We start from the raw sequence: 14,596 nt of genomic DNA, 5'->3' as shown, positions 1-14,596 counted from the left end.
GACCAGCCCTTGCACGAAGCGCCGGCGGGACAGATGAGGCGGCAGGGCCAGGGTGGTTGGGGCGCTACGGGGCATGGAGGCGGTCCTTGTGGTCTATCGGCGATCGGCGTCTGTGATCGGCGTCTGTGATCGGCGTCTGTGATCGGCGTCTGTGATCGGCGTCTGTGATCGGCGTCCGTGATCGGCGTCGACCACCCGCGTCGCCGATCGTACGATCGGCGTCGGAGACGCTTCAATCGGTGATCGTCAATCGCAAATGGCCTCGGCAGGATAAGGACCGGGCAGTAACCAACCAATTACCCCGACATTACATTCCGGTAAGGTTGGCGTCATGTTGGGCCGCCTCGCCCTACACTATCGCGACGGTTGCGCCAGGCGCCGATGGCCGGCGGCGCGCGCAGGGCACAGCCCACAGCGGGGCGCGGAAAACAGGAAGCCGAAGCCCGACGCGCGGCACAGGAAGCGGGAAGTGGGAAGCGGGAAGTGGGAAGCGGCAAGCGGGAAGCGGGAAGCGGGAAGCGGGAAGCGGGAAGCGGGAAGCGGGAAGCGGGAAGCGGGAAGCAGAGAGTAGCAAGCAGGAAGCGCCGATGAAATTGCTGGTAGTCGAAGACGAGGCCAAGACCGGGGAATACCTGCGGCAGGGGCTGACCGAGGCGGGGTTCGTGGTGGACCTCGCCGCCAACGGCCTGGATGGCCAGCATCTGGCCATGACCGAGCCGTACGACCTGATCGTGCTCGACGTGATGCTGCCCGACGTCGACGGCTGGCGCATCGTGCAGACGCTGCGGGCCGCCGACAACCGGGTCCCGGTGCTGTTCCTGACGGCGCGCGACAGCGTGGCCGATCGCGTCAAGGGCCTGGAGCTCGGCGCCGACGACTATCTGGTCAAACCCTTTGCCTTTGCCGAGCTGCTGGCGCGCGTCCGCACGCTGCTGCGCCGGGGCGCCACGCAAGTAGCGCTGGACCGCATCCAGATCGCCGACCTGGTGCTCGACCTGGCCCGCCGCCGCGCCACCCGCGCCGGCCGCCGCATCGTGCTGACCAACAAGGAATTCTCGCTGCTCGAACTGCTGGCGCGCCGGCGGGGCGAGGTGCTGCCGCGCTCGCTGATCGCCTCGCAGGTCTGGGACATGAACTTCGACAGCGACAGCAATGTGATCGACGTCGCCATCCGCCGGCTGCGCGCCAAGATCGACGACGACTTCGACATCAAGCTGATCCAGACGGTGCGCGGCATGGGCTACGTGCTCGAGAACCCGGAGGACGGCGACTGATGCCGCGCCTCTCGCTGACGGCCCGGCTGACCGCGTTGTTCTCGCTGACCTCCGCCTGCGTGCTGCTGGGCCTGGGGTGGCTGATCTTCTGGGCGATGGACCGGCACTTCGCCGATCAGGACTACGCGCTGCTCGGAGACAATCTGCGGATGGTCGAACGGATCGTGGCGACGGGCCCGTCCGACGGCATCGCGGCGCGGCTGGCCGACGCGCAGAAGCACCACGGCGGCCTGCTGATCCATGTGCAAGGCAAGCGAGGCGAGCCGCTGTTTGCGAGCCCCGGCTTCGATTTCGGCGCGGCGCTCGAGGCGGCGGCGCGGACGGATGCGGGGGCGCGCCTCGATGCGGACGGCGCGGCCGGTGCGAACGCTGCGGACGGTGCCGATGGCGCGGACGGCTCGCAGGGCAATGGGCTCGAATGGCGGCAGAACGGCCAGCTGTATCGCGGCATGGTCCGCACGGTGCGCGATCCGGGCACGGGCGAGCCGCTGCGCATGCTGGTCGGCATGGACACAGAGATCCACGATCACTTCATTCACGCGTTCCGCCAGTCGCTGGTGTTCTATATCGCGCTGGCCGCGCTGGCCAGCGGCGTGCTCGGCTGGTGGGCGGCGCGCCGCGGGCTGTCGCCGCTGCGCACGATGGCCTCGCGCGCGCAGACCGTGACGGGCAGCAAGCTGTACGAGCGGATGCCCGTCGAAGCGGTGCCGGTCGAAATGGCGGACCTGGCGGCGAACCTGAACGCGATGCTGGCGCGGCTGCAGGACGATTTCCGCCGGCTGTCCGAATTCTCGTCCGACCTGGCGCACGAGCTGCGCACGCCGATCACCAACCTGATGACGCAGACCCAGGTCGCGCTGTCGCAGCCACGCGATGCCGGCAATTACCGCGACATCCTGGCGTCGAACGCCGAGGAACTGCAGCGCCTCGCCCGCATGGTGTCCGACATGCTGTACCTGGCCAAGATGGAACACGGGCTCGATCTGCCGAACACCGAGGCGATCCGCATCGCCGACGAGGTGCGCGCGCTGTTCGACTTCTACGAGGCGCTGGCCGAGGACAAGGCGGTGCGACTGGATCTGCGGGGCGACGGCCGCATCCAGGGCGACCGGCTGATGCTGCGGCGGGCGCTGAGCAATCTGATTTCGAATGCGCTGCGCTATACGCCGCCGGGCGGCACGATCGTCGTCGACGTGGTCAGTGTCGGCCAACACGTCGAGGTCGCGGTGGAGAACGACGGCGCCGGGATCGACCCGAGCCTGCTGCCCTCGATCTTCGACCGCTTCTCGCGTGGGGACAAGTCGCGCACGAGGCCGGAATCGGACAGCGTGGGATTGGGACTGTCGATCACCAGGGCCATCATGCTGGCGCACGGCGGGGATATCGCGGTGCGGTCCGAGCGGGGGAAGACGCGGTTTGCGTTGCGGTTTCCGAAGCGGATGGAGTGATGGGCCGAGGACTGACCGAGGACTGACCGAGGGCTGACCGAGGACTGACCGAGGGCTGACCGAGGACTGACCGAGGACTGACCGAGGACTGACCGCCGCGGACCAGCTGACGGGCAAAGAAAAAGGGCGCTGCGGCCGGTGCCGCAGCGCCCTTTTTGCTGAGGGCAACGCCTTGCCGATTCCCTTATTCCACCGTCACCGACTTCGCCAGATTGCGCGGCTTGTCGACGTCGGTACCACGCGCGCACGCGGTGTGATACGCCAGCAATTGCAGCGGCACCACATGCAGGATCGGCGACAGGTCGCCGTAGTGCTCGGGCAGGCGGATCACCTGGATGCCGTCGGTCGACGTGATGTGCGTGTCCGCATCGGCGAACACATAGAGCCGGCCACCGCGGGCACGCACTTCCTGGATGTTCGACTTCAGCTTTTCCAGCAGCGCGTCGTTCGGCGCCACCGTGACCACCGGCATCGCCTCGGTCACCAGCGCCAGCGGCCCGTGCTTGAGCTCGCCGGCCGGATAGGCCTCGGCGTGGATGTACGAGATTTCCTTCAGCTTCAGCGCGCCTTCCAGCGCGATGGGATAGTGCAGGCCGCGGCCGAGGAACAGCGCGTTCTCGCGGCGGGCGAAGTCCTCCGACCAGGCGATGATCTGCGGCTCCAGCGCCAGCACGCCGTGCAGCGCGGCCGGCAGGTGGCGCAGGTTCGCCAGCGCCCTGGCCTGGCTTTCCTCCGACAGCGTGCCGCGCAGCTTGGCCAGCGCCAGCGTCAGCATGTACAGCGCGGCCAGCTGCGTGGTGAAGGCCTTGGTCGAGGCGACGCCGATCTCGGTGCCCGCGCGCGTGATGAAGCGCAGCTCGGTTTCGCGGACCATCGCGCTGCTGGCGACGTTGCAGATGCACAGCGTGTGCTCGTGGCCCAGGCCCTTGGCATGGCGCAGCGCGGCCAGCGTGTCGGCGGTCTCGCCCGATTGCGAGATCACGACCACCAGCTGGCGCGGATTGGGTACCGTTTCGCGGTAGCGGTATTCGCTGGCGACCTCGACCTGGGTCGGGATGCGGGCGATCGCTTCGAGCCAGTACTTGGCGGTGCAGCCCGAGTAATAGCTGGTGCCGCAGGCCAGGATCAGCACGCTGTCGATATTGGCGAACACCTGCGCGGCGCGTTCGCCGAACTGGCTCGGCTCGATGCTTTCGATGCCCTCGAGCGTGTCGGCCAGCGCGCGCGGCTGCTCGAAGATTTCCTTCTGCATGAAATGCCGGTACGGGCCGAGATCGACGGCCGCCGCATGGGCTTCGACCACGCGCACTTCGCGCTCGACCGGCTCGTCGTTGACGTCGTGGATCGTGATCGCGTCGCGGCGCACCTCGACCACGTCGCCCTCTTCCAGATAGATCACGCGGTTGGCGGTGCCGGCGACGGCCAGCGCGTCGGAGGCGAGGAAGGCCTCGCCTTCGCCGAGCGCAGCGACCAGCGGCGAGCCGGCGCGCGCGCCGACGACGCAGTCGGGCTGGTCCTTGGCGACCACGGCGATCGCATAGGCGCCGTGCAGGCGCTTGGTGATCGCCCGCACCGAGGCGAACAGGTCGCCGCGCGTGGCGCTGCTCGGATAGGTGTAGGCCTGATGCACCAGATGGGCGACCACTTCGGTATCGGTCTGCGAATCGAAGCCGTAGCCGGCGGCGCGCAGTTCGTCGCGCAGCGGCTCGTAGTTTTCGATGATGCCGTTGTGCACCAGCGCGATGGTCTCGCCGGAGAAGTGCGGGTGGGCGTTGATGGTGTCGGGCTTGCCGTGCGTGGCCCAGCGCGTGTGGGCCACGCCGATCGTGCCGGACAGGCCGGAGCCGCGCGTCTGCTCGTCCAGGTCCGCCACCCGCGACACGGTGCGGGCGCGCTCGAGCGTGTCCTCGCGGACCACTGCCACGCCGCACGAGTCATAGCCGCGGTATTCCAGGCGGCGCAGGCCTTCGATCAGAACCGGAACGATATTGCGCGTCGAAACCGCGCCGACGATGCCACACATGTTGCTCTCCCTGGGTGCCGCGGCTCGTGACCGCCTGCGTTGATGCTTTGTTCGATGTCCTGGCTGGCGGGCGCTTGTGCCGCCCGCCCCGGGCCTTGCGCGCCGGCCAGCGCGGTGCGCCTATCTTACTTCGTGCCCTGCCTGGGCTGCTTGACGGGCCGCTGCCAGCTGGGGATGGTCATCTGCTTGGCGCGCGACAGCGTCAGCTGGTCGGCTGGCGCTTCCTTGGTCAGCGTGGTGCCGGCGCCCAGCGTCGCGCCTCGGCGTACCGTGACGGGCGCGACCAGCTGCGAGTCCGAGCCGATGAAGACGTCGTCCTCGATCACCGTGCGGTGCTTGTTGACGCCGTCGTAGTTGCAGGTGATGGTGCCGGCGCCGATGTTGACGCGCGAGCCGACCGTGGCGTCGCCGACGTAGGCCAGGTGGTTGGCCTTGCTGTGCGCGGCGATCTGGCTGTTCTTGACCTCGACGAAGTTGCCGATATGGACGTCCTCGCCCAGTTCGGTGCCGGGACGCAGCCGGGCATAGGGCCCGATCCGGCCGTCCGCGCCGACCTGCGCCTGCTCCAGATGGCAGAAGGCCAGCACGCGTGCCCCGGAACCGATGCGGCTATCCCGGATCACACAGTGAGGACCGATCTGCACGCCGTCTTCCAGGTGAACCCGTCCCTCGAACACGCATCCCACGTCGATCGTGACGTCTCGGCCACATGTCAGTTCGCCCCGGATATCGATCCGGGCCGGGTCGAGCACGGTCACGCCGGCTTCCAGCAGGCGCATCGCCTGGTTGCGCTGGTGCAGGCGTTCGAGTTCGGCCAGTTGCACCTTGCTGTTGACGCCCAGCGTCTCCCACAGCGCGCCCGGCTGGGCGGACACGACCTCGACGCCATCGGCGACCGCGCGCTCGACGGTATCGGTGAGGTAGTACTCACCTTGCGCGTTATCGTTGCGCAGCGTGGACAGCCACTCGGTCAGCTTCGCGGTCGGGCAGACCACGATGCCGGTATTGATCTCGCGGATCGCGCGCTCGGCTTCGCTGGCGTCCTTCTGCTCGACGATGCGGGCGATGCTGCCGGCGGCGTCGCGCACGATACGGCCGTAGCCGGTCGGATCGTCCATCTCGACGGTCAGGATGCCGAAGCGGTCCTGCCCGGCGGCTTCCACCAGACGGGCCAGCGTGTCGGCCCGGGTCAGCGGCACGTCGCCGTACAGCACCAGCGTCGGCTGGGCCGGATCGACCAGCGGCAGCGCCTGCATCACCGCATGGCCGGTTCCGAGCTGTTGGGCCTGCAGCGCGAAGGCGACATCGGGCGCGGCGACCGCGGCCTGTACCCGCTCGGCGCCATGGCCCACGACCACCACCAGCCGCGTCGGCGACAGCGTACGCGCGGTATCGATCACATGAGCAAGCAGCGGCCGGCCGGCCAGCGGATGCAGCACCTTCGGCAAATCGGAATGCATCCGTTTGCCCATGCCGGCGGCGAGAATGACGATGTTCACGAGGAGGTTCCTAAGTGAGTGCGCCCGAATTGACATCCGGATCGGAAAGACGCGCGACCAGCCCCGACGTGACAGCCGGGCGCTGGCGCAACTGGCGGACGGTGGGCCGTTCATCGGCCTCATCCCGCCATGGACGGAGCCATGCGGAAGCCGTCGCCGGCACCCCGCCATCGTCCGCAAACCGTTGCCAGACCTTGCCTGGCGGGCGGCGGAGAGCTGCCGTTGGCGCGTCCGGCGATTCTAGCATGGGGGGTATCCGCCGCTTGACGGCTGTTGCGCAAATTCACAATGTGCGGTGGCGCGAACTGATCGCGGCGGGGATGCTGGTATTGCTGACCGCCTGCAATGCGATGAAGCTCGGCTACCAGCAGGGCGACCACCTGGCCTACTGGTGGATCGACAACTATGTCGACGTCACCGACGACCAGGAGCCGCAGACCCGGGATGCGATCGCCCGCTTCTTCGCCTGGCACCGGCGCGAGCAGCTGCCCGAGATCGCGGCGTTGCTGCAACGCGCCAAGAGCGAGGTGCAAGGGCCGGTGACCGAGGCCCAGCTGGAGCGCGTGCGCGACGATACGCAACGGATGGCCCGCGTCGCCTTCGACCATGCGATCCCGGATGTCGCCGATCTGCTGTTGACACTGACGCCGGACCAGATCAAGCGGATGGAGCGCAAGTTCGCCGACGGCAACGAGAAGTACCGCAGGAAATTCCTGCGCGGCAGCCCCGACGATCGCCTCGAGGCCCGTTACGACAAGGTGATGGAGTGGGCCACGCTGATCTACGGGCGCTTCTCGCGCGAGCAGCAGGACGCGATCCGCGCCGCGCTCCGCCCGGTGGTCGACAACGCCGAGTCGCGCTTCGGCGAACGGGTGAAACGCCAGCAGGCCTGGATGGCGCTGGTCCGGCAGGTCCAGGCGGAACACCCGCCCAAGGCCCGCGTGATCGCGCTGCTGCAGCGCTTCGGCGACCAGTGGCAGGCGCCGCCGACGCGCGAGCGCCGCGTCAGCTACCAGGCCAATACCGAGGCCGGACTGACGGTGGCGGCGCAGATCGCCAACATGACCACGCCGGAGCAGAAGCGCCACGCGGTCGAGCGCTTCCAGAAGTGGATCGAGGATACGCAGTCGCTGATGCGCGAGGCGCCGCGGCAGCCGGCCACGGTGCCGTCGCGCGCGGCCAACTGAGGCGGCGCCGAAGGAAAGCCGTAGGAAAGCCGTAGGAAAGCCGAAGGAGGGCCGAAGGAGAGCGGAAGGCGGGCTCAGAGAGAGCCCGCAGGAGCGCCGAAGGCGCGCTGAACGAACCGGTGCTCGAGCGCCGAAGCCTGAACGAACCGGTGCCGAGTCCCCGAGGCCTTATTCCGCCGCCGACGCGGCCGCCGCAGTGGCGGCCACCGCCGCGCCCTCGGCCTGCGCGCCCCGCCCCCCCGGCCTCTCGAAACGGACGAATTCCATCCGGTTCTCGGCGCTGCCGCCGGCGAACACCAGCGGCTGCTGCGAGAAGGTCGAGTCGCCGAACAGCGAGGCCTCGTCGACCTTGGCCAGCCCGGTCGCCAGGCCGTTGAAGTCGAACAGCTCGGTATCGGCCAGGTGCGACGGCACCACGTTCTTCAGCGCCGAGAAGATATTGTCGATGCGGCCCGGATTCTGCCGCTCCCACTCGAGCAGCATTTCCTTGACCTTCTTGCGCTGCAGGTTCTCCTGCGAGCCGCACAGATTGCAGGGGATGATCGGGAATTCCATCGCGCGCGCATAGGCGGCAATGTCCTTCTCCGAGCAATAGGCCAGCGGGCGGATCACGATGTGCTGGCCGTCGTCGGTGGCCAGCTTCGGCGGCATCGCCTTCATCTTGCCGCCGAAGAACATGTTCAGGAAGAAGGTCTGGACGATGTCGTCGCGATGGTGGCCCAGCGCGATCTTGTTGGCGCCCAGCTCCTTCGCGGTCCGGTAGATCACGCCCCGGCGCAGCCGCGAACACAGCGAGCAGGTGGTCTTGCCCTCCGGCACCTTCTCCTTGACGATCGAATAGGTGTCGGCCTCGACGATCACGTACTGCACGCCGATATTGTCGAGGTAGCGCGGCAGCACGTCCTCGGGGAAGCCCGGCTGCTTCTGATCGAGATTCATCGCGATCAGCTTGAAGTCGATCGGCGCGCGCTTCTGCAGCGCCATCAGCACCGACAGCATCGTGTACGAGTCCTTGCCGCCCGACAGGCAGACCAGCACCGTATCGCCGTCCTCGATCATCTTGAAGTCGCCGATCGCGCGGCCGGTCTGCGACTGCAGATAGGTCTCGAGGCGGTAGAAGTTCCTGGAGTGGGTGGTTTCGGTCATGGCGGGAGGGAAGGCAACGGGCGGGGCGCCGTTCTGGCGCAATCGAGCCGGGTATTTTAGCGGAGCGCCCCGACGGCTGCATCGAGTGCCGGGGGCATCACGAAGACGCGCGACCCGGCGGCAAGCCTGGCGCCCGGCTCGACGGCGGGCCGATCGCCGCCTAGCTCTTGATATGAAACACCTCGACCCCGACCGAATCGCAATCCGGATACACGTCGGGCTTCTCGGTCGACACCCGCACCGCGCGCACCTTGGGGTGGCGCAGCATCGCGCGGGCGACGTCGTCGCACAGGGTCTCCTGCAGGTGGACGTGGCCCAGCGCCATGCGCTCGGCGACGGTATTGCGCATGAAGTCGTAGTCGACGACCTCGTGCAGCTTGTCGTCGTGCGGCGTGCTTTCCGCCAGCGGCACGTACAGGTCGATATTGATCAGCACGCGCTGTTCGCCCTTCTTCTCGAACTCGTGCACGCCGATGTTGATCTGCACTTCGTAGTTGCGCAGGAACATGCGGCGGCAGTCTTGCAGGCTGGGATGGGAAAGAGCGGCGGACATGGCGGCGTGGGAGAGAAAGGGGAGACGGGGGAGAGAAGGGAGCCGGAAATCGGGAATCTGGAACCGGCAAAGGCCGCCGATGGTACAGGCGGCCGCGGCTCCAGGGAAGTCATTCGGTCAGGAACATCACGTCACGCGCCAGCGGCATCAGGTGCTGGCCGCCGTCCACATACAGCGTGGTGCCGGTGACCGCGCGCGCCTCGGCGAGATAGGCCACGGCCTGCGCGATATCGTCGGGCGTCGACGACTGGCCCAGCGGCGTCATCCGGTGCGCGCGCTTGAAGCCGCCGCCGGACTGGTCGCCGGACACCAGCGTGATGCCCGGCGCCACGCCGACCACGCGCAGGCGCGGCGCCAGCGCCTGGGCCAGCTGCATCGTCGCCGTCTGCAGCGCGGCCTTGGACAGCGTGTACGAGAGGAAGTCCGGGTTCAGGTTGTCGAGCTTCTGATCCAGCAGGTTGATCACCACGCCGCGCGCATCGTCCGGCAGCGCCCGGTGCAACTCGCGCGACAGCAGCAGCGGCGCGGCGACATTGGTGCGCATATGCGTATCGAGCGAGCCGTAGGAAAAGCTGGTGGCGACGTCGTACTGGAACAGCGAGGCGTTGTTGACCAGGCAGGTCGGCGTGCCGATGGCGGTGCTGCAGGCGGCGATCAGCCCGCCGGTCGCCGCCTCGTCGGCCAGGTCTGCCTGCAGCACCGCGGCGCGGCGGCCGAGCGCGCGGATCTGTCCGGCGACCTCCTCGGCCTCGTCGCGCGAGCGATGGCAGTGCACCGCGATATCCCAGCCGCGCGCCGCCAGTTCCAGCGCGATCGCGCGGCCGATACGGCGGGCGCCGCCCGTCACCATCGCAATGCCGCGGCTCGGGCCGGGCGCGACCGCCTGCGTCGACGAGGCCGAGGACGAGGCCGTCGTCGAACCGGGCGCGGCGTCGGAAGAAGTGAAATCTGGCATTGCTACAATCGCGGGATGCAGAAAACCGGTAGTTTACCCCTTCCCTCCGCGGACGCGCTCGATGCCTCCACGGCATTGGCCGCGCGCATCGGCGAGGCCATCGACGCCGCGCAAGGCTGGCTCGGCTTCGACCGCTACATGGCGATGGCGCTCTACACGCCCGGGCTCGGGTACTACAGCGGCGGCGCGGCCAAGTTCGGCCGCGACGTGCGCGACGGCAGCGACTTCATCACCGCCCCCGAACTGACGCCGTTCTTCGCCCGTACGCTGGCGCGCCAGCTGGCGCAATGGCTCGAGCAGGGCCTGGACGAGGTGATGGAATTTGGCGCCGGCACGGGCCGGCTGGCGGCGGATCTGCTGCTGGCGCTCGAAACCGAGGGCCGGCTGCCCTCGCGCTACTGGATCGTCGAACTGTCCGGCGAGCTGCGCGCCCGCCAGCAGGCCACGCTGGCCGCGCGCGCCCCGCATCTGGCCGCCCGGGTGCAGTGGCTCGACGCCCTGCCCGCGCGCTTCGCGGGCGTGGCGATCGGCAACGAGGTCCTCGACGCGATGCCGGTACGGCTCTACGCGCGGGTTGGTGGTGTCTGGCATGAGCGCGGGGTCGCGCGCAGCGATGGCGGCGAGCATGGCAACGACGCGCGCTTCCGCTTCGCCGACCGGCCGCTTGGCGCGGCCGACGTGCCCGCCGCCGTCGCCGCGATTCCGGGCGACCACGACATCGTCACCGAGACCCATGCCGAGGCCGAGGGCTTTGTCCGCTCGCTCGGCGCAATGCTGTCGCGCGGCGCGGCGCTGCTGATCGACTACGGCTTTCCGGCCAGCGAGTACTACCATCCGCAGCGCACCGGCGGCACGCTGATGTGCCATTACCGCCATCACGCCCACCCCGATCCGTTCCTCTATCCGGGGCTGCAGGACATCACGGCCCACGTCAACTTCAGCGGCATCGCGCAGGCGGCGGTGGACGCGGGCCTGGAGGTTGCGGGCTTCGCCTCGCAGGCGCGCCTGCTGATGAATGCCGGCATCACCGAACTGCTGATGTCGCTGGACCCCAACGATGCGCCCAGCTTCCTGCCGGCCGCCAACGCGGTGCAGAAGCTGCTGTCCGAAGCCGAAATGGGCGAGTTGTTCAAGGCCATCGCGCTGACGCGCGGCCTGGGCGACAGCGTGCCGATCGGCTTTGCCGCGGGCGACCGCAGCCACACCCTGTAGCCACGGAACGCCCCCATGCTGCGCTGGACACTGACCATCTTCCTCTCCGTGATCATCCTGTCGTCCGCGCTGCCGTGGCTGCAAAAGATCGGACTGGGCCGCCTGCCGGGCGACGTGCGTTTCCGGCTGTTCGGCCGCGAATGGGTGCTGCCGTTCGCGTCGACCGTGCTGCTGTCGCTGATCGCGCTGCTGGTCGGCCGGCTGCTATGACGGTGCGCCGGGTGCCGGCGGCAGGTCCATCGGCGGCACCCCGTCGTACAGCGTAGTCAGCGCCGTCAGCGCCCTCAGCCCCTCGGGCCACGGCCCGCCATCCGCTTCCGACAACGCGATCTGCAATTCCCTGAGCGCGTGCAGCGGCGAACCGCGATACGCCGGCGGCAAGCGCCGCACCGCCTCCACCAGCGCCTGCCATATTCCCGGCCACGTCTCTCGCGGGCGCCCCGCCACGGAGCCACGCGCCAGTTCCGACAGCACGCTGGCGCGCCGAGCGGCCGGCAGGCCGGCGGCGCGCTCGAGCAACAGCAGGCAAGCATCGGCGTGGTCGATCGCCGCGGCTGCCACCAGCCACCGCTGCTCAAGGGCCGGCGGCTGCGGGGCAATCGTCCGCAGCAAGGCCGCCCATGCCGGTGCCCGCTCCGCCGGGCCGAGGATCACCCCGGTCAGCCGCCAAAGCGCCAGCCAGGGTTGCTCGCGGTGATCGGCGGGAAGGCGTGGCAGCAAGGCGGCCAGGCGCGGCACCGCGCGCGCCGCCATCGCCGGCGATAGCCGACGCAGCTGGTCGCAGGCCCGTTGCAGCTCGCGGTTCAAGGCAGCGGGCGGCAACTGCGCCAACAGGTCCAGATAGCCCTCCCAGTGGCGCTCGCACTGGTCCGGAAAGGCGGCGCAGAACGCGTACAGCAGCGGTGCGCGTCCTGCCGGCGGCAACCGTGCGGCGGCGTCGGTCATCGCGTTCCAGCGCGCATCGGGATAGGGTCCGCTCAATTCCGCCAGCGCGGCGGCCAGGGCCTGCAGCGGCCCCGCGCGATGGTCGATCGGCAGCGCGTCGACGGCATGCCCGAACAGCCCGGACCAGGCGTCGCGCCTGGCCTCATGGGGCAGCAGGCCGAGCGAGGAAGCATGCGACGCGATCAGGACCGCGCATCTCGGCGGTGCCAGCCTGCCGGCCTCCGCCCACAGGTCGCCCCACAGACGCGGCGCCACACAGACGCCGGGCGCCGCCTTGCAGACGATCGCGAGCCAATGGGCCCGCGCCGCCGCATCGGTACACGCGTGCTGCCCTTCGGTCCACAGGCGGTTGCTGCATTCCAGCACCTGCTCGCGCGACGATCCGGCATGGCTCCACGCGGCGACCCGGCTCAGCACCTGAAGCCGGCTCTCGCCAGGCAGATCCCGCAGCGCCTCCCATACCCACTGCCGCAGCTGGGCCGACAAGTCGATGTCGTCGGCATGCAGCCACGCCGGCCCCGCTGCGTCCGCCAGCGCACACAGCACGGCAGTGCGCTGTGCCATGGCGGCCGCGCCTTCCTGCTGCGCCAATGCCGGGTAGGCCGATTGCACGGTGGCCAGCAGCTCGACCGGGGCCCTGCCGAGCGAACGTACCGCCCAACACATCGCCGTGATCAACGGCGCAACCTGCGCGCCCGGCACCGCCATGGCGCGCTGCAGGCATGCCGGCAACGCGGCGGCCGCCTCCTGCGTCAAGCGGGGAAATTCGGTGCAAAGGGCCAGCAGCGCCGTTGACTGCTGCGGCGGCGGCAGTCCGCATACCAGCTGCAACAGCGATGCCTGCAGCGAGCGCAGGTGCCGCGTCATCTCCACGTGGTCGGCGATGCGTTGGCGCGTGGCCAGGTGCGCCAGCTTGCCGCAGCACGACAGCAATGCGCACAGCGGGCGCTGGCGCAGGTCGGCCGGCAGCGTCGCGACCGCCTCGATCATCGGACCGCACGCCCTCGCGCCCACGAACGGGTGCATCGACGCCAGGCGTTCGGCCAGTGCGGCCATATGGCCGGCGCGGAGGTTCGGCGCAATGACGCCTTGATCGATTTCCCGCAGCGCAGCCTGCAAGGTCGACAGATTGGACACGCGGCCGATGCACCAGTCGATCCTTGCCGACTGGATCATGGACGCGAGTGCTACTCGCGTGCGCCGGTCGGTCTGCGCCATCCCGCAAAGGGGGCGATGGTCCAGATGGCCGGCGACATGCCGCAACAGATCGGTTGTCAGTTCGTGCCATGTGGCGCGCGTCTGCCTGCCCGGTCCGCCCGGCTCGCCTTGCCCCGTCGGCCCGGTTTGCCCAGGAGCCGCGGTCGGCGCGAACGCCTGGTGCGTCATGAAGCCAGCATCGATTTGCCGAAGCATGGTGCCTCCGTGAAACGGCTCAGGGCCAGGTCTCGTCGATCCGCTCGCGCTTCGGCGCGATGGCCCGCATCGCTACCGGATACCGCGGCCGCTTCAATACACGGCGCACCAGCGCGGATTCCGCAAAGGGAGCGATCGGCTGGAACCCGGCCGGTATGTCGTCGGGCGCCACGCCGCGCAGCAGCGCGACGAAGTGCGAGCGGGCCGCCAGGCGGATGCCGTGGGGCAGTTCGCCCAGCAAGCGCGCCAGCGATGGCAGCGGCGCTCCGCGATAGTGCGTCGGCAATTCCCGTACCGCGCGCACCAGTTCCATCCATGCCGTCACGCGTTCGCTGGCATGCCAGGCCATGGGGCCCTGCGCGCCGGCGCAACGCGCCAGCCGGGCCAGCACCTCGGCCCGCAGCGCGGCGGGCAGATCGCGTACCTGCATCAGGACCCATTCGCACCGTCCGGCGTCGGCATTCCAGGTCGCACCGAGCAGGCATTGCTGGCGGGCAACGGGCGGCTGTCCGGCCAGCAATTCGGCGAGCGTGTCCCACGCGCGTCGATGCCCTTCCGGGTCGAACTCGAACACCCGATGCACACGCCGCAACAACATCTGCCACGGCGCATGCCGCTGCGCGGGCGGCAGGGCCGGCACCGATCGGGCGATGTCCCACCACGCCGGGGCCCGCTGCGCATGCGGCGCGAGTTGGGCAATCCAGTCGGCCAGTTGGGTCAGTACCCCGGCCCGCTCTTCCATCGGCAGGCGCGTCATGATGATCCGGTGGCACGGCGCCCAGAACCGCTCCACGTTGCCGATTTCGATGCATGCGAGCAATACCTTGACCTGCGACGCCGCCGGCAGCGGGCGCAGCGCGTCGAGCAGGCGCTGCCAGCGAGGGTCCTCCATGTCCGCCTCGTCGGTCAGCAAGGCATCGGCCAGTTCCGCCAGCGGCCCG

The 14,596-nt window shown here is 69.2% G+C and carries 12 protein-coding genes; 5 read left to right on the top strand and 7 right to left on the bottom strand.

Features of this window, described 5'->3' with window-relative positions; all coding sequences use genetic code 11:
* Positions 1–587: 587 nt before the first annotated feature.
* Both AC6EI8_RS17225 and AC6EI8_RS17220 read left to right on the top strand, forming a co-directional pair.
* Positions 588–1,274 carry a heavy metal response regulator transcription factor gene (locus AC6EI8_RS17225; RefSeq protein ID WP_149317211.1) on the top strand — a complete coding sequence of 229 codons (687 nt, stop codon included), beginning with the start codon at positions 588–590 and terminating at the stop codon, positions 1,272–1,274.
* A complete protein-coding gene (locus AC6EI8_RS17220; protein ID WP_498382466.1) occupies positions 1,274–2,722 on the top strand; it encodes a heavy metal sensor histidine kinase in 1,449 nt (482 codons plus the stop codon). The genes AC6EI8_RS17225 and AC6EI8_RS17220 overlap by 1 nt, the downstream gene beginning before the upstream one ends.
* A gap of 184 nt (positions 2,723–2,906) precedes the next feature.
* On the opposite strand, the gene glmS is transcribed toward AC6EI8_RS17220, so the two are convergent.
* Positions 2,907–4,745 (bottom strand): glutamine--fructose-6-phosphate transaminase (isomerizing), encoded by a 1,839-nt coding sequence (gene glmS / locus AC6EI8_RS17215; protein WP_149317213.1) that lies wholly within the window; start codon positions 4,743–4,745, stop codon positions 2,907–2,909.
* A 125-nt stretch (positions 4,746–4,870) separates the two neighbouring features.
* On the bottom strand, positions 4,871–6,244 hold the full coding sequence (glmU, locus tag AC6EI8_RS17210; RefSeq protein ID WP_498382465.1) for a bifunctional UDP-N-acetylglucosamine diphosphorylase/glucosamine-1-phosphate N-acetyltransferase GlmU: 1,374 nt from the start codon (positions 6,242–6,244) through the stop codon (positions 4,871–4,873).
* 290 nt (positions 6,245–6,534) lie between these two features.
* Between glmU and AC6EI8_RS17205 the strand changes: the two genes are divergently transcribed.
* Entirely contained in the window at positions 6,535–7,431 is an 897-nt protein-coding gene (locus AC6EI8_RS17205; protein WP_498382464.1) for a DUF6279 family lipoprotein, read from the top strand.
* Between the two features lie 168 nt (positions 7,432–7,599).
* Here the strand turns inward: AC6EI8_RS17205 and ttcA are convergent, their stop codons facing one another.
* From ttcA to AC6EI8_RS17190, 3 genes are all read right to left on the bottom strand, one after another.
* Entirely contained in the window at positions 7,600–8,577 is a 978-nt protein-coding gene (gene ttcA, locus AC6EI8_RS17200) for a tRNA 2-thiocytidine(32) synthetase TtcA (RefSeq protein WP_265633128.1), read from the bottom strand.
* Positions 8,578–8,737: 160 nt separating this feature from the next.
* Positions 8,738–9,130 carry a dihydroneopterin aldolase gene (locus AC6EI8_RS17195; RefSeq protein WP_006575896.1) on the bottom strand — a complete coding sequence of 131 codons (393 nt, stop codon included), beginning with the start codon at positions 9,128–9,130 and terminating at the stop codon, positions 8,738–8,740.
* 109 nt (positions 9,131–9,239) lie between these two features.
* Positions 9,240–10,085 carry an SDR family oxidoreductase gene (locus AC6EI8_RS17190; protein ID WP_498382463.1) on the bottom strand — a complete coding sequence of 282 codons (846 nt, stop codon included), beginning with the start codon at positions 10,083–10,085 and terminating at the stop codon, positions 9,240–9,242.
* Between the two features lie 15 nt (positions 10,086–10,100).
* Here AC6EI8_RS17190 and AC6EI8_RS17185 point away from each other — a divergent pair, with 15 nt between their 5' ends.
* Positions 10,101–11,297, top strand: coding sequence for a class I SAM-dependent methyltransferase (locus AC6EI8_RS17185; RefSeq protein WP_498382462.1), 1,197 nt, complete (start codon positions 10,101–10,103; stop codon positions 11,295–11,297).
* A gap of 15 nt (positions 11,298–11,312) precedes the next feature.
* A complete protein-coding gene (locus AC6EI8_RS17180; protein WP_053820940.1) occupies positions 11,313–11,507 on the top strand; it encodes a DUF2905 domain-containing protein in 195 nt (64 codons plus the stop codon).
* Here AC6EI8_RS17180 and AC6EI8_RS17175 read toward each other — a convergent pair.
* Both AC6EI8_RS17175 and AC6EI8_RS17170 read right to left on the bottom strand, forming a co-directional pair.
* A complete protein-coding gene (locus AC6EI8_RS17175) occupies positions 11,502–13,418 on the bottom strand; it encodes a hypothetical protein (RefSeq protein ID WP_498382461.1) in 1,917 nt (638 codons plus the stop codon). The two genes, AC6EI8_RS17180 and AC6EI8_RS17175, sit on opposite strands and share 6 nt — an antisense overlap.
* Before the next feature lie 256 nt (positions 13,419–13,674).
* Positions 13,675–14,596 (bottom strand): hypothetical protein (locus AC6EI8_RS17170; protein ID WP_498382460.1); only part of this gene is annotated, 922 nt, incomplete at its 5' end.

The organism is Cupriavidus sp. R6-3, assembly GCF_059772245.1.
The sequence above is the reverse complement of the archived record's forward strand: the minus strand, read 5'-3'. Positions and strand labels throughout refer to the sequence as shown.